Source organism: Mycobacteroides sp. LB1 (assembly GCF_013449725.1).
Taxonomy (GTDB): Bacteria; Actinomycetota; Actinomycetes; order Mycobacteriales; family Mycobacteriaceae; genus Mycobacterium.
In genome coordinates this window covers 127466-153873 of record NZ_JACCFF010000002.1, presented here as the reverse complement: position 1 = coordinate 153873, position 26408 = coordinate 127466, and the positions used below count along the sequence as shown (strand labels likewise).

At 63.9% G+C, this 26408-nt stretch carries 19 protein-coding genes and 1 pseudogene; 8 read left to right on the top strand and 12 right to left on the bottom strand.

Going from position 1 to position 26408, the window contains the following annotated elements:
- Positions 1-70: 70 nt before the first annotated feature.
- Positions 71-715, top strand: a complete 645-nt coding sequence (locus MLB1_RS11480) for a TetR family transcriptional regulator (protein WP_180749952.1) — start codon at positions 71-73, stop codon at positions 713-715.
- On the opposite strand, the gene bioD is transcribed toward MLB1_RS11480, so the two are convergent.
- The 3 genes from bioD to MLB1_RS11465 are packed head-to-tail and all read right to left on the bottom strand — an operon-like array spanning position 708 to position 3908.
- Positions 708-1391 (bottom strand): dethiobiotin synthase, encoded by a 684-nt coding sequence (gene bioD / locus MLB1_RS11475; RefSeq protein WP_180749951.1) that lies wholly within the window; start codon positions 1389-1391, stop codon positions 708-710. The genes MLB1_RS11480 and bioD overlap by 8 nt on opposite strands.
- The gene (locus MLB1_RS11470; protein ID WP_180749950.1) at positions 1388-2530 is read right to left on the bottom strand and encodes an 8-amino-7-oxononanoate synthase; all 1143 of its coding nucleotides are present in this window, start codon (positions 2528-2530) and stop codon (positions 1388-1390) included. Before MLB1_RS11470 ends, bioD begins: the two co-directional genes overlap by 4 nt.
- A gap of 43 nt (positions 2531-2573) precedes the next feature.
- Positions 2574-3908 (bottom strand): adenosylmethionine--8-amino-7-oxononanoate transaminase, encoded by a 1335-nt coding sequence (locus MLB1_RS11465; protein WP_180750345.1) that lies wholly within the window; start codon positions 3906-3908, stop codon positions 2574-2576.
- Positions 3909-4031: 123 nt separating this feature from the next.
- Here MLB1_RS11465 and MLB1_RS11460 point away from each other — a divergent pair, with 123 nt between their 5' ends.
- A complete protein-coding gene (locus MLB1_RS11460; protein WP_180750344.1) occupies positions 4032-6212 on the top strand; it encodes an acyltransferase family protein in 2181 nt (726 codons plus the stop codon).
- A gap of 40 nt (positions 6213-6252) precedes the next feature.
- Complete coding sequence (gene glgX / locus MLB1_RS11455; RefSeq protein ID WP_180749949.1) at positions 6253-8394, top strand: glycogen debranching protein GlgX; 2142 nt, start codon at positions 6253-6255, stop codon at positions 8392-8394.
- 9 nt (positions 8395-8403) lie between these two features.
- On the opposite strand, the gene ilvA is transcribed toward glgX, so the two are convergent.
- Both ilvA and MLB1_RS11445 read right to left on the bottom strand, forming a co-directional pair.
- Positions 8404-9648, bottom strand: coding sequence for a threonine ammonia-lyase IlvA (gene ilvA / locus MLB1_RS11450; RefSeq protein ID WP_180750343.1), 1245 nt, complete (start codon positions 9646-9648; stop codon positions 8404-8406).
- 11 nt (positions 9649-9659) lie between these two features.
- Entirely contained in the window at positions 9660-10097 is a 438-nt protein-coding gene (locus MLB1_RS11445; protein ID WP_180749948.1) for a nitroreductase family deazaflavin-dependent oxidoreductase, read from the bottom strand.
- Positions 10098-10255: 158 nt separating this feature from the next.
- Between MLB1_RS11445 and MLB1_RS11440 the strand changes: the two genes are divergently transcribed.
- From MLB1_RS11440 to MLB1_RS11430, 3 genes are read left to right on the top strand one after another with little or no spacing between them, the layout of a single operon-like run.
- Complete coding sequence (locus MLB1_RS11440; RefSeq protein WP_180749947.1) at positions 10256-10462, top strand: hypothetical protein; 207 nt, start codon at positions 10256-10258, stop codon at positions 10460-10462.
- Between the two features lie 33 nt (positions 10463-10495).
- A complete protein-coding gene (locus MLB1_RS11435; RefSeq protein ID WP_180749946.1) occupies positions 10496-11254 on the top strand; it encodes a hypothetical protein in 759 nt (252 codons plus the stop codon).
- Between the two features lie 47 nt (positions 11255-11301).
- On the top strand, positions 11302-12084 hold the full coding sequence (locus MLB1_RS11430) for a DUF6498-containing protein (RefSeq protein WP_180749945.1): 783 nt from the start codon (positions 11302-11304) through the stop codon (positions 12082-12084).
- 16 nt (positions 12085-12100) lie between these two features.
- Here the strand turns inward: MLB1_RS11430 and dnaE are convergent, their stop codons facing one another.
- The 4 genes from dnaE to lspA form a co-directional block, all read right to left on the bottom strand.
- Positions 12101-15658 carry a DNA polymerase III subunit alpha gene (gene dnaE, locus MLB1_RS11425; protein ID WP_180749944.1) on the bottom strand — a complete coding sequence of 1186 codons (3558 nt, stop codon included), beginning with the start codon at positions 15656-15658 and terminating at the stop codon, positions 12101-12103.
- Between the two features lie 335 nt (positions 15659-15993).
- A complete protein-coding gene (gene rarD, locus MLB1_RS11420) occupies positions 15994-16935 on the bottom strand; it encodes an EamA family transporter RarD (RefSeq protein ID WP_180749943.1) in 942 nt (313 codons plus the stop codon).
- Positions 16932-17849 carry an RluA family pseudouridine synthase gene (locus tag MLB1_RS11415; RefSeq protein WP_180749942.1) on the bottom strand — a complete coding sequence of 306 codons (918 nt, stop codon included), beginning with the start codon at positions 17847-17849 and terminating at the stop codon, positions 16932-16934. The genes rarD and MLB1_RS11415 overlap by 4 nt, the downstream gene beginning before the upstream one ends.
- The gene (gene lspA / locus MLB1_RS11410; RefSeq protein WP_180749941.1) at positions 17846-18472 is read right to left on the bottom strand and encodes a signal peptidase II; all 627 of its coding nucleotides are present in this window, start codon (positions 18470-18472) and stop codon (positions 17846-17848) included. The genes MLB1_RS11415 and lspA overlap by 4 nt, the downstream gene beginning before the upstream one ends.
- A 98-nt stretch (positions 18473-18570) precedes the next feature.
- Between lspA and MLB1_RS11405 the strand changes: the two genes are divergently transcribed.
- Positions 18571-19488 carry an asparaginase gene (locus MLB1_RS11405; RefSeq protein ID WP_180750342.1) on the top strand — a complete coding sequence of 306 codons (918 nt, stop codon included), beginning with the start codon at positions 18571-18573 and terminating at the stop codon, positions 19486-19488.
- Here the strand turns inward: MLB1_RS11405 and MLB1_RS11400 are convergent.
- Entirely contained in the window at positions 19453-20820 is a 1368-nt protein-coding gene (locus MLB1_RS11400; protein WP_180749940.1) for a DNA polymerase IV, read from the bottom strand. The two genes, MLB1_RS11405 and MLB1_RS11400, sit on opposite strands and share 36 nt — an antisense overlap.
- 127 nt (positions 20821-20947) lie before the next feature.
- Here MLB1_RS11400 and MLB1_RS11395 point away from each other — a divergent pair, with 127 nt between their 5' ends.
- The gene (locus MLB1_RS11395; protein WP_180749939.1) at positions 20948-21517 is read left to right on the top strand and encodes a class I SAM-dependent methyltransferase; all 570 of its coding nucleotides are present in this window, start codon (positions 20948-20950) and stop codon (positions 21515-21517) included.
- 283 nt (positions 21518-21800) lie between these two features.
- Here the strand turns inward: MLB1_RS11395 and ileS are convergent.
- Positions 21801-24878, bottom strand: a pseudogene (gene ileS, locus MLB1_RS11390) (isoleucine--tRNA ligase); the annotation flags it as partial.
- A 216-nt stretch (positions 24879-25094) separates the two neighbouring features.
- Positions 25095-26342 carry an MFS transporter gene (locus MLB1_RS11385; protein WP_180749937.1) on the bottom strand — a complete coding sequence of 416 codons (1248 nt, stop codon included), beginning with the start codon at positions 26340-26342 and terminating at the stop codon, positions 25095-25097.
- Positions 26343-26408: the final 66 nt, after the last annotated feature.

Here is a 26408-nt window from a genome sequence, read left to right as displayed (position 1 = left end):
TACTTCGGCTGCTTGCGTCACGCAGCGCTCCTCACGTCGATCTCATCCTGAACGGTGTTCAGGTTAGAGTATGGCCATCAGTGAGCCAAACAAGGCGGGGCGTTCGTCCCCGCTGAACCGACACGACCTGGTCCACAGGGCGACCGCGATCCTCGACGATTACGGGATCGCGGACCTGACCATGCGCCGACTGGCCCGCGAGCTCGATATCGCGCCCAGCGCCCTGTACTGGCATTTCGCGAATAAGCAGCAGTTGCTCGGCGCTGTCGCCGACCACGTGCTGGCGCCACTGGCCGAAACAGATCGCCGTGACTCGGCCTGGCAGCTGCGCATTGAGTTTCTATGCACCGCGCTGCGCGATGCGCTGCTCTCGCACAAGGACGGGGCCGAACTGGTGTCGGCGAGTTTCGCCTCCGGGCAGACGTCCCACATGATCACGGTGCTCGGACGCCTTGCCGATGCCGCCGTGACCGCGGGGCTGGAAGTGATTCCTGCCAAACTCGCCGCCCGCAGCATCACCTACTACGTGCTGGGGTATGTCGCCGACGAACAGTCCAGACTGCAATGGGACTCGGCCGGGGCACTCGAAGACGGCCAATCATTTCTCGCGGACGGCACAGGCCTCGCCGACCCCACCGCACAGTTCGGTTTCGGGGTCCGCCTTCTGGTCGACGGAATCGGTCAACTGGCCCGTCAGTCCAGCACGATCAGTTAGAGGCCACGAGCTCGGCCACCCACTGAGGATCGAAGAGCGCAACGCTCATCTCGCTAAACACCGCAGGCATCAAACGTGATGCCCCCTCCGGAACCACGGCGCGCACAGGCGTCTTGAAGTGGCTCGCCAAGTCGTCACGATTGAGCCGTTGCGCCAAATCGGGCTCCGCCGGGAAACTCCCCACCACCAGCCCCGCACAAGGAACCGACTGTGCTGCAAGGGCTTCCATTGTCAAGGCGGTGTGGTTGAGGGTGCCGAGATCTGCCGTAGTGACCACCAGTACCGGCGCGTCGAGATAAATCGCCAGATCGCGCAGGGTCACCCCGTCGGCGCCCAGCTCGACCAACAGTCCCCCGGCGCCCTCGACGAGCGTGAGTGCACCCGGACGATCCAACCGATAGATCGCCTGCGCCATCTCCACCCGATCCAGCAGCCGCATACCGGCCCGATTGGCCGCAACGACCGGCGTGAGCGGCTCGGGATAGGACGCGAACGTCTCGACCCGGGTCACACCCGACAATCGGGCAACCTCGTCGGCGTCACGGTCGTCGCCGGTCTGAACCGGCTTGCAGACCGTCACCGTGATTCCCTGGCTCACCGCCGCGGCGGCCAACGCCGCCGTCGCCACGGTCTTCCCCACCCCGGTCGATGTCCCGGTGACCAGCAGGACGGTCACTGTCGGGCCAGTGCCAGCACGTCGGCGAGCACCTCGCGCACGCGGTCCATATCGGCCTCGGTGAGCGAGGCACGGGCCGTCAGGCGCAGCAGCGACTGCCCCTCGGGAACTGATGGCGGGCGGAAGCAGCCCACCCGAACACCTTGCTCAAGACATGCTTTGGCCGCGTTGAACGCGATCTCGGGATCACCGAGAATCACCGGCACCACTGCCGATTCCGGCCGATGCGCCAACCCGCACCAATCGCCCAACGTGGCGGCGTGATCGAGGACGGCTTGCACTCGCTCGGGTTCCACAGCCATCAACCGCAAAGCCGCCAGTGCCGCTCCGGCCGCGGCCGGAGCCAGCCCGGTATCAAATATGAACGGGCGAGCAGCGTCGATGAGGTGGGCACGAATCGCCTCGGGTCCCAGGACTGCCCCGCCCTGGCTGCCCAGCGCCTTGGAGAGTGTGACGGTCACGACGAGATCGTCGGCACCTGAAAGACCGGCCTCGGCCACCAGGCCACGTCCCCCGACTCCGCGCACCCCCAGCCCGTGCGCCTCGTCAACCAGTAGGACCGCGCCATGGCTGTGGCTCACCGCGTGAAGCTCGTTTAACGGCGCCAGCGCACCGTCCGCACTGAAGACCGAGTCGGTGAGCACCAACGCGCGCTTCTCGGGGCGCTGCGCCAGGGCTTGAGCGACCGCCTGCACGTCGCGGTGCGGGGTCACGACCACCCGCGCCCGCGACAGCCGACACGCGTCGATCAACGAGGCGTGGGTGCGCGCGTCGGAAACAATGAGCGTTCCAGGTCCTGAAAGTGCCACCACCGCACCGAGATTGGCGGTGTATCCGGATGAGAACACCAGCGCAGACTCGGCGCCCATGAAGGTCGCCAGTTCGTGCTCGAGCTCCTCGTGCAGCTCGGTATTGCCGGTGACCAGGCGCGATCCTGTGGATCCGGCGCCCCACAGCCGCAATGCCTCGATGCCGGCGTCGATGACCTGCGGGTGTCGCGCCAGGCCCAGGTAATCATTGGATGCCAGGTCAATCTCGGGCTCGGCCGCACTGCGGGTACGGAGCCGTCGACGCAATCCCGCGGCTTCACGCTGACGCTCGACCTCGGCCAGCCAGGCAAGCGGTGATGTCGGACCCACCGGGCCTCCTCTCCTGAACGGTGTTCAGGTTAGCGCACGGGGTTCATTTTCCGGTCACTGCGCTCGCCCCCTGCGATGCAACCCCGACAGCGGTCGCCGCGCTCACCATCGCATCGGTGATCCGGCGGATCTCGTCATCACCGCAGATGTAGGGCGGCATGGTGTAGATCAAGGTCCGGAAGGGGCGCAGCCACACCCCCGCATCCAGCGCCGCGTCCGTAGCGATCTGCATGCCGCGCGTCCCCAACGGGAGCTCCATGTCGATGACGCCGATCGCCCCGCAGACCCGCACATCGGCGACACCGTCGAGATCGGCGGCAGGTGCCAGGCCCTCACGTAGTCCCGCGGAGATCTCCGCGATTCGTGACTTCCAATCCCCGGAGAGCAGCAGCTCGATCGATGCGACCGCCACCGAACACGCCAAGGGGTTGGCCATGAAAGTCGGGCCGTGCATGAGCGCGCCCACCGGGCCGTCGCTGATAGTGCGTGCGATCTTGCCGGTACACAGCGTGGCGGCCAAGGTGAGATAGCCGCCGGTCATCGCCTTGCCGACGCACATGATGTCGGGGCTTACGTCCGCGTGATCGGCGGCGAACAGCTCGCCGGTGCGCCCGAATCCGGTCGCGATCTCATCGAAAATGAGCAGTACGCCGTGCCTGTCACAGATGGCGCGCAGGTCCGACAGATAGCGCGGATCGTGGAACCGCATGCCACCGGCGCCCTGGACCACCGGTTCCACGATGACGGCGGCAAGTTCTGCGGCGTGCTCCGACAGCTCCGCTTCGAAGCGCGTCATGTACACGTCGTCGTATGCACTGGGAACCTGGTCGGCGAAGATCTGCTTGGCCAGCACCGAATACTCGCCGGACCACAGCGAATGCATACCGCCGTCTGGGTCGCACACGCTCATCGGGGTGAAGGTGTCGCCGTGATAACCCCCACGCCAGGTCATCAGACGGTGTTTGGCGGGCAGTCCCAGGCTGCGCCAGTACTGCAGCGCCATCTTGATCGCCACTTCCACCGACACGGATCCGGAGTCACTGAAGAACACCGTTTCCAGGCCGGGCGGCGTGAGCTCCACGAGCAGCTGCGCCAGCCGCGCGGCGGGTTCGTGGGTGAGCCCACCGAACATGACATGACTCATCGAGGCCAACTGCGCGGTCACCGCCTGGTCCAGTGCCGGGTGTCCGTGGCCATGGATACACGCCCACCATGAGCTCATCCCGTCGAGCACCTCGACCTGTTCGCCGGCGCGCACCACGGTCATGTTCGGCCCGCGTGCGCCGGTCACCACCAGCGGTCGCATCGGGTCGCCAATCCTGCTGTACGGATGCCATACATGCGCAGCATCGACGGCTCCGACCTCATCTGGTGTCAACCTCGGCACAGTTGTCGAGCCTGTCACAGGCGAGCGATATGCAGCCATCCGCCTCGGGGCGCACACGCCGTAAGTGCACAACTGACGAGACTCTCGGCAACCATGGGTACATTGGGGGCGAAAATGTTCTTCGTCTCAGCAACCAAACCAATGACCGATCCCGAGGTGCCACCCGCCGCGGCGATAGACGCCACCCCAAAACCCAAGGTCAACAAGGCATTTCATCGCTACGACCTTGACGGCCTGCGCGGCGTGGCAATCTTCTTAGTCGCGGTATTTCACGTGTGGTTCGGCCGGGTATCAGGTGGAGTTGACGTTTTCTTAACCCTCTCCGGCTTTTTTTACGGCAGCAAGCTACTTCGCACAGCGACCACACAGGGAGCGTCACTCAACCCGGTGCCGGTCTTGAAACGACTGGTCCGGCGCCTGCTCCCGGCTCTCATCCTGGTGCTGGCGGCCTGCGCCGTACTCACCGTCCTGGTGCAACCGGAAACCAGATGGGAGACGTTCGCCGAACAGAGTTTGGCCAGTCTCGGCTACTACCAGAACTGGGAGCTCGCCAACACCGCCGCCGACTATCTGGCGGCCAGCGAGTCGGTGAGCCCGCTGCAACACCTCTGGTCGATGTCGGTGCAGGGACAGTTCTACGTCGGCTTTCTGGCGGTGGTGTATCTGCTGGCCGTCATTCTGCGCAAACCGCTCGGCCGATTCATCCGCCCGGTGCTCATCACTGTGATCGCGGGTCTGGCCGTCGCATCCTTCGCGTACGCGATCTACGCCCATATCGACTTTCAGTCGCTCGCCTACTACAACACGTTCGCGCGGGCTTGGGAGTTGCTGCTGGGCGTGCTGGTTGGCGCGTTGGTAGCGGGTACGCGCTGGCCGATGTGGCTTCGCCAGGTCCTCAGCATCGCGGCCCTCGCGGCGATCCTGTCCTGCGGCGCGTTCATCAACGGCGTCCGCGAATTCCCGGGCCCACTAGCGCTGGTGCCCGTCGTCGCCACGCTGATCCTCATCTTGTCGGCGGCGAACTTGCCGGCCGACACCTCTCCACCGGTGATCAATCGATTCCTCGCCACCCGGCCACCGGTCGAGCTGGGCTCGCTGGCCTACTCGCTGTACCTGTGGCACTGGCCACTGCTGGTGTACTGGATGGTCTTCAGCGGCGAACCCAAGGTGTCGCTGTGGGAGGGTGCGGCCATTCTCGGTGTGTCGCTGGCGCTGGCATATCTGACGAACAAGTTCGTCGAGACGCCCCTGCGCTACCCGAGGGTCTCGCCCAAATCCTCGACGGTGTGGGTCCGATTGCGTCGCCCCACGCTGGCGCTCGGCACGTCGATCGTCCTGATGGCTGTCGCACTCACCGCGACCTCGTTCACGTGGCTCGAACACGTCACGGTGCAACGCTCGAACGGCAAGGAACTCTCCGGTCTACGCCCGCGCGACTATCCGGGCGCGGGGGCGCTGCTATACGGCGACCGTGTGCCCGATCTGCCGATGCGGCCTACCACGCTGGAAGCCTCCGACGACTTGCCGATCACCACCGAGCAGGACTGCATCAGCGATTTCCGAAACCGTGCGGTAATCAGCTGTACCTACGGCAATCCGCATGCCACCCGAACCATCGCTCTTGCCGGTGGATCACACGCCGAACACTGGATCACCGCGCTAGACGTCTTGGGGCGGCAACACAACTTCAAGGTCACCACCTATCTCAAGATGGGCTGCCCGCTCAGCACCGAAGAGGTCCCCCGTATCGCCGGATCCAACGATCCCTACCCCGATTGCAAGAAGTGGGTCGACGAGGTCATGTCGCGGCTGATCAAGGAACACCCCGCGTACGTCTTCACCACCACTACCCGTCCGCGCTCGGCATTCGGCGACGGTGACGTGATGCCCGATAGCTACTTAGGTATCTGGTCGGCCTTCGACGAGGCCGGGATCCCGGTTCTCGGCATGCGCGACACCCCCTGGCTCATCGACAAGGACGGCACCACCTACGCCGCCGCAGACTGCATTTCCGCGGGTGGAAACTCTGATTCATGTGCCATGGATCGCAACCGCGCGCTCGACGACGTGAATCCGACGCTCGCCATCGCGAACCAGTTCCCGCTGCTGAAGATCCTCGACATGACCCGCGCCGTGTGCCGACCCGACAAGTGCCGGGTTGTAGAGGGAAACGTGTTGGTATATCACGATTCTCACCACATCTCGGCCACCTATATGCGCACCATGACCAAAGAGCTGGGGCGGCAGATCGCCATCGCCACCGGGTGGTGGCGGCCGATTCCGCCGGGCCAGTGAGCCGCGCGATCCCGGCGGGCGACCGATAGGGTCTATGAGTATGACCCTGCCACCACTTCAGGTATGGCCGGGCAACCCCTATCCGCTGGGTGCCACCTATGACGGAGCAGGCACCAACTTCTCCTTGTTCTCCGAGGTCGCGAGCGCCGTCGAGCTGTGCCTAGTCGCCAAGGACGGCACCGAAACCCGAATATCCCTCGACGAGGTCGACGGGTACGTCTGGCACTGCTACCTGCCGACCATCTCCCCCGGCCAGCGTTACGGATTCCGGGTACACGGCCCCTGGGATCCTACGAGCGGGCACCGCTGCGACCCGAGCAAGCTGCTGCTCGACCCCTACGGCAAGGCCTTCCACGGCGAATTCGACTATGCGCCCGCCGTCTCGCCGCCACTAATCTCCTACCAGACCGAACCGCTCGACACCGAGGTACTTCTCGCGCGAGATTCCCTGGGTCACACCATGACCACCGTGGTCATCAATCCGTACTTCGACTGGGGTTCTGATCGCCGCCCCCGTACTCCCTACCACGAGACGGTCATCTACGAGGCCCACGTCAAGGGCATGACGCAGACGCATCCCGGCGTTCCCGAAGAGCTCAGAGGCACCTACGCCGGTCTGGCACATCCGGTGGTAATCGACCATCTGCATTCCCTCGGCATTACTGCCATCGAGCTGATGCCCGTGCACCAGTTCTTCCACGACAGCCGACTGATCGCTCTCGGGCTGCGAAACTACTGGGGGTACAACACCTTCGGATTCCTGGCCCCGCATGCCGGATACGCGTCCTCACCGCACGCCGGTGGCTCCGTCGCGGAGTTCAAGGCGATGGTGCGCGCACTGCACGAGGCGGATATCGAGGTCATTCTCGACGTTGTCTACAACCACACCGCCGAGGGCGACCATATCGGCCCGACACTGGGCTTCCGGGGCATCGACAATCGCGCCTATTACAAGCTCAACGATGACAACCTCGCCCGGTACACCGACTACACCGGCACCGGTAACAGCCTCAATGCCCGCAATCCACACACGCTGCAGCTCATCATGGACTCGCTGCGCTACTGGGTCACCGAGATGCATGTCGACGGGTTTCGCTTTGATCTGGCCTCCACCCTGGCCCGCGAGCTACACGATGTCGACCGGCTCTCGGCGTTCTTCGATCTGGTGCAGCAGGATCCGATCGTCAGTCAGGTCAAGTTGATCGCCGAGCCCTGGGATATCGGCGAGGGCGGATACCAGGTCGGGAACTTCCCCGGGCTGTGGACCGAATGGAACGGCAAGTTCCGCGATACCGTCCGCGACTATTGGCGTGGGCAGCCCGCCACCCTCGGGGAGTTCGCCTCCCGGCTCACCGGCTCGTCCGACCTGTACGAGGCCACCGGGCGCCGACCCAGCGCGAGCATCAACTTCGTCACCGCGCACGATGGTTTCCCGCTGCGGGACTTGGTGTCCTACAACGAGAAACATAACGAGGCCAACGGCGAGAACAATAAGGACGGGGAAACCTACAACCGCTCATGGAACTGCGGTGTGGAGGGGCCCACCGATGACCCGCAAGTCCTCGCACTGCGGGCCCGCCAGATGCGCAACATCCTGGCGACCCTGGTGCTGAGCCAGGGCACACCCATGCTCTCGCACGGCGATGAGATCGGCCGGACCCAGCTGGGCAACAACAACGTCTACTGCCAGGACTCCCCGCTGTCCTGGATGGATTGGGAACTAGCCCAGACCAACGCCGACCTCCTGCAATTCGCCACGTCGGTGATCGCGCTGCGCAAACAACACCCAGTGTTCCGGCGCCGCCGGTTCTTCGCGGGTCGACCGATTCGGGAGGGCGAGGAAGTACGCGATATCGCCTGGCTGACACCCGCCGGCGAGGAAATGACCACCGCCGATTGGGACAGCGGCTTCGGCAAGAGCCTCGCCGTCTTCCTCAACGGCGAGGCCATTCCCGAACCCAACGCGCGCGGTGAGCGCGTGTCCGGCGACTCTTTCTTGTTGTGTTTCAACGCCTATGACGAACCGTTGGATTTTGTGACGCCCGACGGCGACTACGCCAACCAATGGACCGCGGTACTGGACACCGCTGAACCGACCGGCAAGTGCTCTGCCCTCATCGACGCGGGCCAGGCCGTGCGGGTGCAGGATCGCGCCCTCATCGTGCTGCGTAAAAGCGGGTAGTCGGTCCCGCTACGTCAGGTAGCGGAAAGCCGGCGAATCGGGTTCCAGCCGTTCGATATCCAAATCGGAATCGCTCATCCGCGCCACCAGGCCCGGCAGGTCGTCGGCGTTACTGAGCTCGATGCCCACCAGCGCGGCACCCATCTCGCGGTTGTTCCGCTTGACGTACTCGAACAGTGTGATGTCGTCATTCGGACCGAGTATCTCTCCCAGGAAACGCCGCAGCGCACCGGGCTCCTGCGGGAAATCAACCAGGAAGTAATGCTTGAGCCCCAGGTGCACCAGCGAGCGTTCCAGGATCTCGCCGTACCGCGAAACATCGTTGTTACCACCGGAAATCAGGCACACCACAGTGGATCCCGGCTCGATCGACATCTCCGACAGCGCGGCAACCGACAGCGCACCGGCGGGCTCAGCGATGATCCCCTCGTTCTGATAGAGCTCCAGCATCGCGGTGCAGGCCGCACCTTCGTCGACGGTCATCAACGTGAGAGCCTCCCCCGCCGAGGCCAGCAACCGATACGGAATCGTCCCGGCCACCTTTACCGCACAGCCGTCGACGAAGGGGTCCACATGCTCGAGTGGAACCGGCCCGCCCGCACGCATGGCCGCAGCCATACACGCGGCACCCGCCGGTTCAACGCCCACGACCCGCACCTGTGGTGCCCGCTCGCGCAAGTACGTGACGATCCCGGAGATACACCCGCCACCGCCTACCGGGACCACCACAACATCCGGTTGGACATCAAGCTGGTCGAGGATCTCCGCAGCGATGGTGCCCTGCCCTGCGATGGTCCGCACGTCGTCAAATGCCGGTACCAAGGTGGCCCCGGTACGTTCGGCATCGGCCTTGGCCGCGGCGGCCGCTTCGTCATAGCCGTGGCCGACCGCGATCAGCTCCACGAATCCGTTGCCGTGGTAAATGATTCGTTGCCGCTTCTGCTTGGGCGTCTTGCTCGGGATATAGACGCGCCCGTGCACGCCCATCGACTTGCACGCCAGCGCGAAGCCCTGGGCATGGTTACCGGCACTGGAGCACACCACGCCGGCGGCCTTCTCCTCGTCGCTGAGCTGCATCAGGAGATTGAAAGCTCCGCGCAATTTGTACGACCGAACCGATTGCAGGTCTTCGCGTTTGAGATACACGTTGGCGCCCGTGAGCATCGAGAGCCGATCGGCATGTTGAACGGGAGTCGGGTGCACCACTTCATCGATGCGCTTGGCCGCGGCGTCGATATCGGCGGCGGTCACCATCTGGTTGGCACTCAAGAGACAGGCGTCAGCACGAAAACCGGGATCTGACGGTCGGTCTTGGTCTGGTATTCGGCGTAGGGCGGGTAGGCCTCGACGGCACGATCCCACCACTGCGTCTTCTCGTCGCCGGACACCTCGTGTGCTTGGTAGTCCTTCGTGGTGCTGCCGTCCTGCAACTCGACGAGCGGGTTTTCCTTCACGTTGTAGTACCAGACGGGGTTCTTGGGGGCGCCGCCGAGCGAGGCGACGATGGCGTACTCGCCGTCGTGCTCCACCCGCATCAGCGCGATCTTGCGCAGCTTGCCCGACTTGGCACCGAGCGTGGTCAGGAGGATCACCGGCATGTCCGCAATGGTGATGCCGTCGGTCGTCCCGCTCTCGAGAATCTTGGCCACCTGCTTCTGCGACCAATCGAGTCCACTGGGTTCGTATTCACCGGTTACTGGCATGCGGACAACTGTATCGCTCTACCTATCGAGAATTCACGCCGATAACGCCGAACACCGGGGACGCGACCTGCGTCGAACCTACCCAAGGACTTTGTTTCATAACCCACGATGTGCGTGTTCGGTTGACCAAACTTCCCGATAAGGCTTATCCTTTATTCATGACAACCTTCGAGCGCGCGGCACATGAGGTGCGGTCGGTGGATGTCGCCGGGGTGGCGTGGCCCGTCTACAAGCTGTCCGCACTCGGAGCCGGTGCGATGGTCTTCGTGATCGGCCTGTTGCTCATGGCCTCGATGTCGACCGCGGTGCTCTCCGCCGCCGCCGTAGCCAGCATCGTCTGGCTCACAGGCTCGCTCATTCACTGAACGGATTCTCACCGCGGGGTGTATTACATCCCCATGTCTTCGCCAAGCGAACCGGCCGCCGAATATCCCGGAGGGCACCGTATGGAGCGGCTTGCCCACGAGGTGACCGACGACGTGCTTGCCGCCGAACAGCGCCTGCCATCTTGGCTGCGTCCTGGTGCGCCCGAAAGTCGGATACCAGTTCTCATCGCGCTCCTTGCGGCGATCGGGCTCCAACTGTCCATACCCCCGCAGTTCAACCTGACACCACGTTGGCCATTACCCGCGCTTGAGTTCGCACTCCTGGTGGTGCTGGTGATCCTGAACCCGGTAAGGCTCACCCGATCGACAACCATCGGGCGGTGGGCCACGTACTTGCTGATTGCCGCGATTACCGCCGACAACACCATCTCGGCGGCACTGCTGAACTACAAGATCGTCAGCGGGCAGATGGGCGATAACCCACGGGTGCTCCTCGGCAGCGGGCTGGCGATCTTCATCACCAACGTGATCGTGTTCGGCATGTGGTACTGGGAGTTCGATCGCGGCGGGCCGTTCGCACGCCACACCACCAAACGGCCATACCCGGACTTCATGTTTCCGCAGATGGCCAATCCTGAACTCGCACCGCCCGATTGGCGCCCAAAATTCCCCGATTACCTGTACGTGAGCTTCACCAACGTCGTCGCGTTCTCCCCTACCGACACCATGCCACTGTCACGCTGGGCCAAGATGCTGATGACCTTGCAATCCATGGTGGCCCTCTCCACAGTCGCGCTGGTGCTCGCCCGTGCGGTGAACATACTGAGCTAGCGGTGGCCCCACATAACGATGTCCCGACGTTAGACGACCCCGGGACCATGAATCGGATCCTTCATCTGGTCACGATGATCGCGGTCAATGCCATTCCTCTGGCCGGCTGGTTCGTCGGTGGGTGGTCGCCGGGCACCACGCTCGCGGTGTACTGGTTCGAAACCGTCGCCGCCTCCCTGTTCGTCGGGCTCCGGGCCGTCCTCCACAAACGGTGGAGCCCGCGTCGCGGACATTTCAAGTACGAGGCGCCGGGTCCGGACCGGAGTTACTCCCGAACCTCCTTCATCAAGGGGTTCCTCTTCACCACCCTCGTCTTCTCTGCGGCGCACGGATTCTTCCTCGCGGTCATCCTGCTCTTGCTCACCCACAACGGCCAAGCAGCCATGATCGGTATCGACTGGCGCAGCGTGGGATTCGGGTGTCTGCAGGTGCTGATAGCCCTGGCGGTCGACTTTCTGGTGGATCTTCCCGGCCTGCGTCGATGGTCGTTCTGGCAGCTCGAGGTTATGGCCAGTCGCGGGTTCATGCGAGTGGGCGTCGTGCACCTCACCTTGATCTTCGGCATGCTCGCCGTCGCGGTGACCGATGCACCCTCAGCGTTGTTCGGGGTCTTCGTCGTCCTCAAAACCATGTACTCACTGAGCACCACATTCCCGCAATGGGAGCCGAGCACGCCGCCGCGCTGGCTCAGCCGCGCGATGAATCGCGTCCCGAGCGCGCGCCCCGGACTGACATTCGAGGAACAGTGGGCCAAGGACCGCATCGATGAAGCCAAGCGACGCAAGGAAAACGAACAACCATGGACAGGACGGAAAGGGACGCGGCGGTAGCCGCGCGCCCATCCGATCAGCCGCCCAGGCAGCCAGGCCCGAGCAGCGCCTTGAGATCCCCCATCAGCGCCGAGGACGGTGTCACCCGAAGCGACTGATCGAGCTCCAGCGTGGTGACGCGTTCCCCACTGATCAACCGCAGATGTACCTGATTGGTACCGGGGTGCCTCGCCAATACCTGCTTGAGCGCGGTGACCTTGTCGATGGTGCACTGCCTCGTCGGGAGCGTCACGGCAACCGGACGGTCGTCGGAAGCTTGCGAGAAGTCAGGCACCACAAGGTCATTGGCGATCAGTGATATTCGGTCGTCACGAATCGCCACCTTCGCGTTCACCAGAACCACCGCGTCGTCGGCTATCTCGGCGCCGTATACCGAGTAGGCCTGCGGGAAGAAGAGCACCTCGATGCCACCCGTGAGGTCCTCGAGCTGTGCCGAGGCCCACGGCATCCCGTTCTTGTTCACGCGACGGTTGACGGAGGCCAAGATGCCACCCACACGTACCTGGGTGTCGTTGGCGATATCGCCTTCGAGGATCGTGGGGATCTGGGTGTCGGTCTGACGGCCCAGTAGGTGTGCCACCCCATTGAGCGGATGCCCGGATACATACAGGCCCAGCATTTCTCGCTCGAGGGCGAGCTTGTGCTTCTCTTCCCACTCATCGTCGGGCACCTTGATGGCGAAAACATTGACGGCATCGGCATCGTCGTCCCCCGCGCCGCCGAACAGGTCGAACTGCCCCATCGCCTCGGCCTTCTTGGTGCCCAGCACCGAGTCGACGGCATCGGACTGGACCAAGAACAGCCCCTTGCGGGAATGCCCAAGGGAGTCAAAGGCTCCCGCCTTCACCAGCGATTCGGTGACCTTCTTGTTGCAGGCCGCGATATCGATCTTGTGCAGATAATCGGAGAAGTCGGTGAACGCGCCCTTCGCCTCACGGGTCGCAATGAGCGACTGGACCACATTGGCGCCGACATTGCGGACACCGCCAAGCCCATAACGGATGTCCACGCCCACGGACGCGAAGTTATGCACCGACTCGTTGACGTCCGGCGGCAACACCGTGATGCCCAGACGGCGGCAATCGGCAAGGTAGACGGCGGCCTTGTCCTTGTCGTCACCCACGGACGTGAGCAGGCCTGCCATGTATTCGCCCGGGTAGTTGGCCTTGAGGTAGGCGGTCCAGAAAGACACCAAACCGTAGCCGGCGGCGTGCGACTTGTTGAACGCGTACCCGGCGAACGGAAGAATGGTGTCCCACAACGCCTTCACGGCCTTTTCGGAGAAGCCGTTATTGGTCATGCCTTCGTAGAAGCCCTTGTACTCGGCTTCCAGTACTTCGAGCTTCTTCTTGCCCATGGCCTTGCGGAGCGCATCGGCCTTACCCATTGAGTACGAGGCGACCTTCTGCGCGATGAGCATGATCTGCTCTTGGTAGACGATCAGGCCGTAGGTCTCGGAAAGGATCTCCTTGAGCGGCTCCTCCAGCTCGGGATGGATCGGCTTGATCGGCTGGCGGCCGTTCTTACGGTCTGCGTAGTCGTTATGCGCGTTCATGCCCATCGGACCGGGGCGGTACAGCGCCAGCACCGCGACGATGTCGTTGAATCCGGTGGGCTGCATGCGGCGCAGCAGATCCCGCATCGGTCCACCATCAAGCTGGAAGACGCCGAGAGTGTCACCGCGGGAAAGCAATTCGTAGGTCGGGGTGTCTTCCAGAGGCAGGTGATCCAAATCGAGGTCGATGCCGCGGTTGGCCTTGATGTTGTCCAGCGCGTCACCGATGACGGTGAGGTTGCGCAGCCCCAGGAAGTCCATCTTCAGCAGGCCGATGGCCTCACAGGACGGGTAGTCCCAGCCGGTGATGATGGCGCCGTCCTGCGGCCGACGCCACAACGGGATCGCGTCGGTCAGCGGCTCCGAGCTCATGATGACCGCACAGGCGTGCACGCCCGCGTTGCGGATCAAGCCCTCCAGACCACGCGCGGTCTGGTAGATGGTCCGCACATCCGGATCGGTGTCGATGAGGGTGCGAACCTCGGCGGCTTCCTTGTACCGCTCATGTTGGGGGTCGGTGATACCCGAGAGCGGGATGTCCTTGGCCATGATCGGCGGCGGCAGCGCCTTGGTGATGCGGTCCGCCATCGCGAACCCGGGCTGCCCGTAGTGGATACGCGCCGAGTCCTTCAGTGCCGCCTTGGTCTTAATGGTGCCGAAGGTGATGACCTGCGCCACCCGGTCGCTGCCCCACTTGTCGGTGGCGTACCGAACCATCTCGCCGCGGCGACGATCGTCGAAGTCGATATCGATATCTGGCGCTGACGGCCGTTCCGGATTGAGGAAGCGCTCGAACAGCAGTCCGTGCGGGATCGGGTCGATATTCGTGATGCCCAGTGAATAGGCGACAAGCGAACCGGCGGCCGAACCGCGGCCCGGGCCCACCCGGATGCCGACCTCCTTGGCGTGTGTGATGAGGTCACCGACAACGAGAAAGTATGCGGGGAAACCTTTTTGCTTGATGACGTCCAACTCGTAGTGCGCGCGGGTGAAGTACTCGTCGGGCACTCCGCCGGGAATACCGTGGAACCGGTTCGCTAGTCCGCGGTCGACTTCCTTGCGCAGCCAGGAGTCCTGGTCTTCGCCCTCCGGCACCGGAAACACCGGCATCCGGTCCTTGAAGCTCCAGACATCGTCATAGGACTGCACACGCTCGGCGATGAGCAGCGTGTTGTCACACGCTCCAGGCACCGAGTCGTCCCACAAGTCCCGCATCTCGGACGCCGGCTTCAGGAAGTAGCCGTCGCCGTCGAACTTGAAGCGCGTGGGGTCCGACATGGTCTTGCCGGTCTGCACGCACAGCAGTGCCTCGTGGTTGTGCGAGTGGTCCTTGGTGACGTAGTGGCAGTCGTTGGTTGCCAGTGGCGGAATCCCGAGCTCGCGGCCCACCTCAAGCAACCCATCGCGCACGCGCCGTTCGATGGACAGTCCATGGTCCATCAGCTCCAGGAAGAAGTTGTCCTTACCGAAGATCTCCTGCCATTTGGCGGCGGCAGCAATTGCCTCGTCCTTCTGCCCCAGCCGCAGCCGGGTCTGCACCTCACCGGACGGACAGCCCGTGGTGGCGATGATGCCGCTGGAGTGTTCGGCGATGAGCTCCGCATCCATCCGTGCCCACTTGCCCAGCTGGCCCTCGAAGGAAGCCAGCGAAGACAGCTTGAACAGGTTGCGCAGGCCCGTCGCGTTCTCGGCCACCATCGTCATATGGGTGTAGGAACCCGAACCGGACACGTCGTCTGACTTCTGGCCGGGATCACCCCAGAACACGCGCTTGGTGTCGAATCGCGACGCCGGGGCGATGTAGGCCTCGATACCGATGATCGGCTTGACCCCGGTGGCGCTGGCGACGTTGTAGAACTCGCTGGCGCCGTACATGTTTCCGTGGTCGGTCATGCCGACCGCGGTCATGCCCAGGCGCTCGACCTCGGCGAGCATCGGCTTGATCTTCGCCGCACCATCGAGCATCGAGTACTCGGTGTGGTTGTGCAGATGCACGAACGAAGAATTCGAGGAGCTCACACGTGCCTTTCGTACTGACCCATGACGGTCATCAATCACTAGAGGGGTCAGTTTATTGCGAGGGTCCGACAGACCCGGGCGTGTCGGGGGTGTGTCGCCAGCCTCATCCAGCTATCGGCTTCACAGCGGCCACAACCGCCCCGCCAGCAACGGCTACGAACCGCTCCCGCGTGTTGCCGGGCACGTGGCGTCGACCGTGAAGGGCACCTCGTTGATACCGGCCTCGATGTCCCTCATGTCGACTTTTTGTGCGGCGCCTGTGATCAGGTAGTTCGCCCGCCTCGGCGGCAATCCGCCGGGGCAATGTTCAGTGTGTGTCAGGTCGCACTGAGCGGCTAGAGCGGAAGACGCTCGGCAGGTTCGACCGGAGTGCCACTGCGGGCACGGCGCGCCCTCAAGACGGTATCGACGGTGAAGATCGCCAGCGCCACCCAGATCAGCACGAAACCCACCCACCGCTCCGACGGCATCGCCTCATGCTTGACCAGCACACCCCAGAGCATTTGCAACGTCGGTGTCAGATACTGCAACAGCCCGAGGGTTACCAGCGGAATGCGCTGTGCCGCAATGCCGAACAACAACAGCGGCAATGCGGTCACCACACCGCTCAGCACCATCAGCGCGGTGTGGCCGTGGGCGTAGCCGAAGAAATGCTGCTGACCGGTCGCCCCGAGGAAGACCAGGTAGGCGATCGCGAACGGCGCCGCGACGATTCCCTCAGCGGTCAGGCTCACGCGTGGATCGACGGTCACGGTCTTCTTGATAGCCCCGTATCCGGCGAACGAGACCGCCAGTATCAGCGTGATCACCGGGAGCTGCCCGTAGTTGATCGTCAACACCGCCACCGCGGTGAAGGCCAGCACAAGAGCCAGCAGCTGCCATCGGCTGAGCGGCTCCCGGAAAATCAGTACACCCAGCAGCACCGTGACCAACGGATTGATGAAGTACCCGAGCGCCGCGTCGAGCACATGTCCGGAGTTGACGGCGTAAATGTAGACACCCCAGTTGAGGGCGATAAGCACCGAGGCGCCGACGAGGAGGCCCCAGTTGCGCAGTCCCATGGTGATGAGGTCTCGCATCCGTCGAGAGACGGCGACGACGACCGCCATCAGCAGTAACGTCCAGACCATCCGGTGGGCGAGAATCTCCAGCGCACTCGCGGGTTCCAGCAGGGGAAAGAAGGCCGGAAACATCCCCCACATCAGATAGGCGGCAGCGCCGAACAGGTATCCGGACCTCAGGCGGTTCTGTTCAGGAGCCGTGACGGCGCCACTCATCGCAAAACGTCGAGGGCATGCGCCAGATCCTTGGGGTATTCGCTGGTGATTTCCATCCAGCGACCGTCCCCCGGGTGCGCGAAGGCCAGCGATTTCGCATGCAGCCATTGACGTTCCAGCCCTAGCTTGGCCGCCAGCGTCGGATCGGCGCCATAGGTGAGATCACCACAGCATGGGTGTTTGATCGCCGAGAAATGCACCCTGATCTGATGCGTGCGACCGGTTTCCAGGTGTACGTCCAGCAGACTGGCCGCCACGAACGCCTCAAGGGTGTCGTAGTGGGTAATGGAATGACGTCCGTCCTCAACGACGGCGAACTTCCAGTCATGCCCGCGGTGCCTGCCGATAGGCGCGTCGATAGTGCCACTGGATGGATCCGGATGTCCTTGCACGAGAGCGTGATAGCGCTTCTCGATGCGACGATATTTGAAGGCGCGTTTGAGCTCGGTGTAGGCCTTCTCCGACAGCGCCACGACCATCACCCCGGAGGTTCCGACATCGAGGCGGTGCACGATGCCCTTGCGTTCCGGCACGCCGGATGTGGTCATGCGGAACCCGGCGGCGGCAAGCCCGCCGAGCACGGTGGGACCGGTCCAACCAACAGAGGCGTGTGCCGCGACGCCCACCGGTTTGTCGACGGCGACCAGGTCGTCGTCGGCGTAGAGGATCGTCATGCCCTCAACGGTCTCGACCCGATTCTCCGGCGGCGCCTTGGGTTCGGGGAGTGTGACTTCCAGCCAGGTGCCCGCGATGAGTTTCTCGGATTTGGCGACCGCGACCCCATCAAGCAGTACCGCGCCCTCCTCGGCGAGGGTGGCCGCGGCGGTCCGAGACAGCCCAAGCAAGCGTGCAAGCCCGGCGTCGACTCGCAAGCCCGACAAGCCCTCGGGCACCGGCAGTGAACGCGAGGTCATGCCGGCTTGGTCTGGGACGTCTGCGCGTCCGCGCTTTCTGTGTCCTCTTTGTCGCTCCCCGAGGGTTCCTGGTCGTCCTGGTCCGCGGCTGCTCCTCGGGTCGAGCGTTCGTCGCTGTCGTAGTCGTAACCGAATACCGACAGCGCCACCAGCGTGATCGCCCCACCCACCACCGCTGGGTCGGCAACGTTGAAGACCGGCCACCATCCCACCGACAGAAAGTCGACCACATGGCCGCGCAGCGGTCCGGGTCCGCGGAAAAATCTGTCGACGAGATTGCCCAGTGCGCCGCCGAGAATCATGCCCAAGCCGATTGCCCACCATGTCGAAACCAACCGACGGCCGATGAGCAGGATTCCCACCACCACCGATATCGCGATGAGGGTCAGCACCCAGGTGTAGCCGGTGGCGAACGAGAACGCGGCACCAGAGTTGCGCACCAATGTCCAGGTGACGGTGTCGCCGATGATGGAAACGGGTTTGCCCGGCTGCAGCAGTTTGACGGCCAGGACCTTGGTGACGATGTCCAGCACGAGCACCACTGCCGCCACGATGAGCAGCAGTCTTATCCGCCGTTGGGGCTTCGGGGCGGTTACGGGCTCGTCACTCACGCCACCCATCATCCCTTACCGGGCGGGGCGCTTTGCGCAGCGCGTCTGCGATGATCGCGGCTGTGCCCGATGTTCTTCGCCCAAATGGCTCATCACCGACCCTCGTGCTGCTGACCACCGGCGGAACCATTGCCACCGCGGTGGGCAGTGATGGCATCGCCCGGCACGCCAGTTCAGGCGATGCCCTGCTCGCAGCCTCCGGGCACGGAGACATCGCGGTCGACGATCTGATGACGGTCGACAGCTCCGATATGACCCCGCGGCGCTGGCAGCAGATCGCCGCCTCGATCCGCGGACATGTCGCGGCCGGCGCCACCGGGATCGTCATCGCGCACGGTACGGACACCTTGGAGGAGACGGCGCTCTGGCTCGCGCTCACCTGCGCGGTACCGGTACCTGTCGTGCTCACGGGGGCACAACGCAGTGGGGACCACCCTGAATCCGACGGTCCGGTCAATCTGCACGATGCGTTGACCGTGGCCGCGGGCGGCGATGCCCTGGGTGTCGTGGTGTGCTTCGCGGGGCAGGTGTACCCGGCGGCCGGGATTCGCAAGGTCGATCTGGTGACACCGGCGGGATTCGCCGGTGTCGCACCTATCGGGCATGTGCGCGACGGGGTATTTACTCGAGGCGGCGACGCGCACTCACCATTTCTCGGCACCGTGACGCACGCTGCGCTGCCACGCGTCGACGTCGTCAGCCTTTACCCGGGTGCCGACGCGACAGCTCTCGAAGCTTACGTGCGGGTCGGCGCACAAGGGCTCGTGCTGGAGTCGATGGGGGCCGGCAACGCCAATGACGTTGTCATCGAATCTGTTTCCCGCCACATCGACAACGGTATTGAGGTCCTGGTCACTACCCGGGTGCCGTGTGGAGTGCTGGCGCCCGGGTACCCACCGGGCCAGAAGCTGGTGGACGCCGGCGCAGTGATGGTGCCCAGACTTCGTTCCGGGCAGGCCCGCGTGCTGTTGATGGCGGCCCTGGCCACCGGCTCAGACCTCGCCGCCGTCGTCGAGCGGCTCGGCTGACTCCTCGAGCCAGTCCAGACTCGCTACCGGGTCGGCGCGGCTGATACCCGGATCGTCGACGCTGAAGGTGCGTGCGATTCCCGGTCCGCTGCTTCGCGTCTCGAATCTGACGGTCATGACGCCGTGGCCCGTGCCCTGAATCCACCCGTGGCCGAAGTCAAGATGGTTGACGTCGTCACCGACATGCCAGCTCGCGGTCTCTGGAGCACGCTCGGCGCTGGACGGAGTCTCGTCGGTTTCAGCGACGTGTTCTGCCTGATCCAGGTCGGGGAAGAGCGAGGTCTGCTGGACATCGGAGAATCCGGAGAATCCCACGCCGACAAGCCGAATGGGACCGATCTCGACGGGGTCGAGTAGCAGCCGTCGGGCCGCCGACATCAGCACGGCGCGCTCCGTGGTGGCATAGGGCAGCGTCGCCGACCTGGTCAGGATGCTCATATCCGAGCGCCGCAGCTTCACGGTGACGGTGCGTACGCCGCGACCGTGCTTGATGAGCCGCCGATGGGCGTGCGCGCCAATGGGTTCGATGGCCTCGCGAAGTTGGCCAAGGGTCGTGAGGTCGTCGGCGAAGGTGGACTCTGCACTGATCTGCTTCGTTTCGGCGCGTTCGGCTACCGGCCGCTCGTCGATACCGCGTGCAAGCTGGTGCAAGGCGGGCCCGATGGTGCCCCCGAGTACCGAGGCCACCTCACTGGTCTGCAGTGCCGCGAACTGGCCAATAGTGTTGATTCCCAGACGGTTCAGCCGTTCTTCGGCAACAGGCCCTATCCCCCACAGTTTACGCACCGGGAGATCGTCGAGCATCCCCCGTTCCGCATCGGGTGCGATGATTTGCACCCCGTCAGGTTTGGCGAGTCCCGATGCGATCTTGGCGATCTGTTTCCCGGATCCCGCGCCGACGGATGCGATGAGCCCTGTCTCGGCGAGCACCCGAGCGCGAAGCTCGTCGATGTATCTGGCGACTGATTCAGATGTGGCCCCCGCCAATTCGTCGGGTTCACCGAATGCTTCGTCAAAGGACAGCTGTTCGAGAACCGGGATCATCGACCGCACCGTCGCGAATACGCGGCGGCTGGCGACTCCGTATACGGCACCGCGAGGCGGCAGGACAACGGCATTGATGCCGACCAGGCGTCGAGCCTGATGCATCGGCATCGCCGAGCGGGCGCCGAAAACCCTGGCCTCATAGCTCGCGCCGGCAACGACGCCGCGCCCTCCGGCACCGCCGACGAGGACCGGCCGGTCACGCAGGGTTGGCCGGGTCAGCTGCTCGACAGAGGCGAAGAAGGCATCCATGTCGAGGTGCAGAACCCATCGACCGACCGCACACACGTGCTCATCGTATTGCGGAGGGCAGACGTCCTCGTACCGTGAACACCGAGCCGCGGGTGGCTGAACCCCGATATGAATTGGCCGAATCACGGTACTCGGACAGCCGGCCCGCCCCTAGCCTGGTGATATGGCAATGAATTTGGTGCATCGCTGGTGTTGTAGCTCGGAGCTGTGGGCGCGCAAGACCGAGTCGCAGCTCCTCCCGTGGGCGTTGCAGGGCGTCGAGCTCGGTGCGGACGCCCTGGAGATTGGGCCCGGCTACGGCGCGAACCTGCGGGTGCTGACCAAGCGAACACCCAAGCTCACCGCTGTAGAGATCGACGAGCCCATGGCATCACGCCTGCAGCGGCTCTACGGCGACGAGGCCACCGTCATCCAGGGCGATGGCACTCGACTGGTGTTCGACGACGACCGGTTCAGCTCCGTCGTGTGCTTCACGATGCTGCATCACGTCCCCACCCCGGATCTGCAGGACGCGCTGTTCGCCCAAGCACATCGAGTGCTGGCCCCGGGCGGTGTCTTCGCGGGCAGCGACGGTGTCCATTCCACCGTGTTCCGGCTGCTGCACATCGGCGACACCTACAACCCAGTACCGACAGCATCGCTACCGGATCGCTTGCGGGCAGCGGGTTTCACCGATATCGAGCATCATCTGGATGGTGGAAACCAACGCTGGCGCGCCGTAAAGGCCGCCTAATCCGCCGTCTTCTTCAAGGACACCCGGACCCCAGCTCGACTGGCGCCCTTCGAATCGAGTGTGCGGATACGGTCGGTTTTCCAACGAATTTCGACTAGATCCGCACACTCGATCGGCGGCGTCATTCACCCACTACGGTCATGCGCACACGGTAGCCGGGCCCAACCTCGCCGCCCATGACACCGTCAGCGCCGATTTTCCGTACCCCTCGCTGCATATCGACGTCTGGAAAATCCCGACCAAGCTGGATATTCGGGTCAACTTCGACCTGAAAGCCCCCAACTGCCAATACTTCCCTCGCGATGAGCTGGTCGAACTCAGGACGCCAACTTGCCGGCAGTTCCGGAACGGAGACCGTCAGGTGGATCCGGTCGCCGACGTTCAGATCCCACTGCCGGCGATACTCCTGCAGCTCACGGATCAGGTCACGGGCCCAGCCCTCGGCCTCCAGCTCCTCGGTAAGGGTGTCATCGAGGATGACCAGCCCGCCGCCCTCGGGAAGCGCCGCGGTGGAATCCGGTTCCGCGGCTACCAGTTTCGAATCAAACTCACCCTCGTGCAGGATGATCCCGGCGGCTGTAATGACACCGTCGGCGCTCTGCTCCCAGTCGCCGGCCTTGACCGCACGAATGACCGTCTGCACGTCCTTGCCCAACCGCGGGCCTGCGGCACGCGCGTTGACGGACAGCTCGAACTTTCCGTAGGCGGCGATATCGTCGGTCAGTTCAACGGATTTGACGTTGAGCTCATCGGCGATGAGTGCCGTGTACGGCTCCAGCCGCTTAGGGTCGGGCACCGCCACCGTCAGCTTGAGTAGCGGCAGACGCACCCGCAGCTTCTTGGCCTTGCGCAGGGAAGACCCCGTGGAGGCCACCTTTCGCACCTCGTCCATGGCCGCCACCAAATCCGGATCGGCGGGCAGAGCCGAGTCGGACACCCAATCGGTCAGGTGCACCGACCGCTCCCCCGTCAATCCCCGCCAGATGACCTCGGTGGTCAGCGGTAGCAGCGGCGCCGCCAGGCGACATGTCGTCTCCAGGACGGTGTGCAGGGTGTCGATCGCGTCCGCGTCCTCATCCCAGAACCGCGAACGTGACCGCCGCACATACCAGTTGGTGAGCGCGTCGGTGAACTGCCGCAGCTGATCGCAGGCTCCCGAGACATCACAGTCGTCCATGGACTTGGTGAGGTCGTCACGCAGCTGCGCCAGTTTGGCCAGGATGTACTTGTCGAGCACCTGGGTGGAATCGGTGCGCCAGGTGCCGGGTGTGGGCGCGTACAGCTGCAGGAAGCTCCATGCATTCCACAGCGGCAGGATGACCTGCCGTACGCCTTCACGGATGCCCTGCTCGGTGACGATCAGGTTGCCACCGCGCAGGATCGGTGAGGCCATCAGGAACCAGCGCATCGCGTCGGAGCCATCACGGTCGAAGACCTCGTTGACATCCGGGTAGTTCCGCAGCGATTTGCTCATCTTCTGGCCGTCATTGCCCAGCACGATGCCGTGCGATATGCATGTCCTGAACGCCGGGCGGTCGAATAGCGCGGTGGCCAGCACGTGCATCACGTAGAACCAGCCGCGGGTCTGGCCGATGTACTCGACGATGAAATCTGCCGGGAAGTGGTTCTCGAACCATTCGGAGTTTTCGAACGGGTAGTGCACCTGCGCGTAAGGCATTGAGCCCGAGTCGAACCAGACGTCGAAGATGTCGGAGATGCGGCGCATGGTGGACTTGCCGGTCGGGTCGTCAGGGTTGGGCCGGGTCAGCTCGTCGATGTACGGCCGGTGCAGGTTCGCGGGCCGGACCCCGAAGTCGCGTTCCAGCTCATCGAGGCTTCCGTATACATCGATGCGCGGATACGCCGGGTCGTCGGACTTCCACACCGGAATGGGGCTGCCCCAGTATCGGTTTCGAGAAACCGACCAGTCACGTGCGCCTTCCAGCCACTTGCCGAACTGACCGTGCTTGACATGCTCTGGATACCAGGTGATCTGCTCGTTGAGCTCAACCATCCGGTCCCGGATGTCGGTCACCTTGATGAACCAGGACGACACGGCGCGGTAGATCAACGGGTTTCGGCAGCGCCAGCAGTGCGGGTACGAGTGGTCATACGTCTCGTGACGCAACAGAACGGCACCGTTCGCGGCCGCGGGGCCGGTGCCGTTCTTGAGGTCCTTGATGATCTGCGAGTTGGCGTCGAAGACCTGCTGGCCCTCGTAATCGGGCACGGTGGCGTCGAAGCGGCCCTTGGAGTCGACGGGCGTGACCGGAGTGATCCCGGCCTTATCGGTGACGTTTTTGTCCTCTTCACCGTAGGCGGGTGCCATGTGCACGATGCCGGTGCCGTCTTCGGTGGTGACGTAATCGGCGGGCAGCACAGTAAAAGCGGTGGACGCGTTGCCTTCCTGGAAGTACGGGAAGGGCGGGACATACCGCATGCCCAGCAGATCGGCGCCGGTGTAGGTATCCAGCACGGTGGGTTCTTCACCCAGCTCCCGGGCATAGGCACCCAACCTCGCCTGCGCCAGCAGATAACGGTCCTCGGAACCTTCGCCCTTCACAACGGCGTAGGTCACCTCGGGATTGACCGCGACGGCCAGGTTCGATGGCAGCGTCCAGGGCGTGGTGGTCCAGATCAGCAGCCGAGCCCCTTCGAGGACCGCCCACTGCGTGTCTTCGTTCCCAGCGATCCGATAGCCGACGGTGACGGCGGGATCCTGCCGGTTCTGGTACACATCGTCGTCCATGCGCAGCTCGTGGTTGGACAGCGGCGTCTCATCACGCCAGCAGTACGGCAGCACGCGATAGCCCTCGTACGCCAAACCCTTGTCCCACAACTGTTTGAACGCCCAGATGACCGATTCCATAAAGGTCAAGTCGAGCGTCTTGTAATCGTTGTCGAAGTCCACCCAGCGCGCCTGCCGGGTCACGTAGTCGCGCCATTCCTTGGTGTATCGCAGTACCGATTCGCGGCAGACGTCGTTGAATTCGGCAATGCCCATATCGTCGATCTGGGACTTGTCGGTGATACCGAGCTGCCGTTCTGCTTCCAGCTCTGCGGGCAGACCGTGGGTGTCCCAACCGAATCGGCGGTCCACCTGGTATCCGCGCATGGTCTGATAGCGCGGCACGAGGTCCTTGACGTATCCGGTGAGCAGATGCCCGTAATGCGGGAGCCCGTTCGCGAACGGTGGCCCGTCGTAGAAGACGTATTCCGGGGAGCCCTCACGATTCGCGATGCTGGCGCGGAACGTGTCGTCCTCGTCCCAGTAGCGCAGCACCTGCTCTTCGAGCGCAGGAAGATTCGGCGATCCGCTGCGCTGATCGGCACCTAGATCGGTGCGTGGGTACGCGTCCATCAACACTCCCTGTGCTCGCCGGCACGGGGACGATGAGACGCCGTCGGCGTACCTCCGCGGTACCACCCCGCTTGCCCTGCGATGTACCGCGGGGCCGCTTGTTCTGGCTGTGACGGGCCTACCCGTCCGGTTCTACTGGGTTATCCGCGCTCGGCACGGAACTTTTCTTCCGGAGACTCCCCGGTGATGGCCGGATCGATGTCTGTGGTGGGAATTCTATTCGGGTGTGTTGATATGGCCAAACCGGTTTCGAAGCACCATTACCGCCGCCAGGACCAGGGCAAGCGTCAACAAGGCACCGACGAAGGTCACCGTCATCGGCCATCCCCCGGCTTGGTACGCCAGTCCGCCCGCGGCACCCGCCACTGAGCTGCCCAGGTAGTAGCTGAACAGGTAGAGCGCCGATGCCTCGGCACGATCGCGCTGCGCGACGGCGCCGACCCACCCGCTGGCGACAGTATGGGCACCGAAAAACCCTGCCGTGAAGATGCCAACCCCGATGATCACCGTGATCAACGAGTTCGGAACCGTCAGCGCAAGCCCCACGGCGGTGACGGCGACCGCACCGATCAAGACCAGTCCACGACCCCGCCGGTCCGCCAGCCGTCCGGCCATCGCCGACGACACCGTTCCGGCGAGGTACAGCAGGAACAACAGCCCTGCGATCGCCGTAGGAAGCCCGAACGGAGCCGCAACAAGCCGATAGCCCAGGTAGTTGTACACGGTGACGAACCCACCCATGAGCAGGAATCCGAGGCCGAACATGATGAGCAGGACCGGGTTTCGCAGGTGTGTACCGAGAATCCGCACCGTGGTACCCACCCTGACGCTCTTGGGCACGAAGAACTGCGACCGCGGAAGCAGCACGGCGAAAAGCACCGTGCACACCAAAGTCATTACCCCGCTGCCCAGTAACGCAATGCGCCAGTTGCTCACGTCTAGCACCGAGGACGCCACCAGCCGCCCGGCGAGCCCGCCCACCGTGGTTCCTGCGACATATCTGCCCATCGCCGAGCCGAGCGAACCCGGATGCACCTCCTCTGCCAGGAACGCCATGGCTACTGCCGGAATCCCAGCGAGTGCAACACCTTCGGCGGCACGCCCCACCAGCAGCACCGTGAAGTTGGGGCTCGCGGGCAGCAACAGCCCGATGATCGTGGTGGCGATCGCCGAAACCAGCATCACCCGCGTACGCCCGAACCGTTCCGAGAGCGCACTTGCCGGAATGATCGACAGCGCGAGCATCCCGGTGGTCACCGAGACCGTCAGCGCGGCGGCCGCAGGGGCGACTCCCAGATCCGCAGAAAGCGCCGGGAGCACAGCCTGCGCCCCGTAGAGAGCCGCGAAGGTCGCCAACCCGGCGGCGAAGAGCGCCCCGGTGAGACGTCGATATCCAGGAGTCCCCGTCAGGTGAGGCGTGGGACGTGCACCGGAGATCGCCGGGGTGCTCGTCCTTATCGCCATGGATTGAGATGCTGCCCCGAACAGGCATATTGCGGAAATGAGTATTCTATCGATTTATAATTCATC

Bases quoted from the DNA above. Each gene is read 5' to 3' on its own strand.
- ilvA (WP_180750343.1), bottom strand. From the start codon at position 9,648: ATGGTGACCGCCGCCGATATCGACGCCGCGGCCAAGCGCATCGATGAA.
- MLB1_RS11460 (WP_180750344.1), top strand. From the start codon at position 4,032: ATGTTCTTCGTCTCAGCAACCAAACCAATGACCGATCCCGAGGTGCCA.
- glgX (WP_180749949.1), top strand. From the start codon at position 6,253: ATGACCCTGCCACCACTTCAGGTATGGCCGGGCAACCCCTATCCGCTG.
- MLB1_RS11395 (WP_180749939.1), top strand. From the start codon at position 20,948: ATGGCAATGAATTTGGTGCATCGCTGGTGTTGTAGCTCGGAGCTGTGG.
- MLB1_RS11445 (WP_180749948.1), bottom strand. From the start codon at position 10,097: ATGCCAGTAACCGGTGAATACGAACCCAGTGGACTCGATTGGTCGCAG.
- MLB1_RS11435 (WP_180749946.1), top strand. From the start codon at position 10,496: ATGTCTTCGCCAAGCGAACCGGCCGCCGAATATCCCGGAGGGCACCGT.
- MLB1_RS11385 (WP_180749937.1), bottom strand. From the start codon at position 26,342: ATGGCGATAAGGACGAGCACCCCGGCGATCTCCGGTGCACGTCCCACG.
- lspA (WP_180749941.1), bottom strand. From the start codon at position 18,472: ATGATGGGTGGCGTGAGTGACGAGCCCGTAACCGCCCCGAAGCCCCAA.
- MLB1_RS11480 (WP_180749952.1), top strand. From the start codon at position 71: ATGGCCATCAGTGAGCCAAACAAGGCGGGGCGTTCGTCCCCGCTGAAC.
- MLB1_RS11415 (WP_180749942.1), bottom strand. From the start codon at position 17,849: ATGACCTCGCGTTCACTGCCGGTGCCCGAGGGCTTGTCGGGCTTGCGA.
- MLB1_RS11430 (WP_180749945.1), top strand. From the start codon at position 11,302: ATGAATCGGATCCTTCATCTGGTCACGATGATCGCGGTCAATGCCATT.
- MLB1_RS11440 (WP_180749947.1), top strand. From the start codon at position 10,256: ATGACAACCTTCGAGCGCGCGGCACATGAGGTGCGGTCGGTGGATGTC.
- rarD (WP_180749943.1), bottom strand. From the start codon at position 16,935: ATGAGTGGCGCCGTCACGGCTCCTGAACAGAACCGCCTGAGGTCCGGA.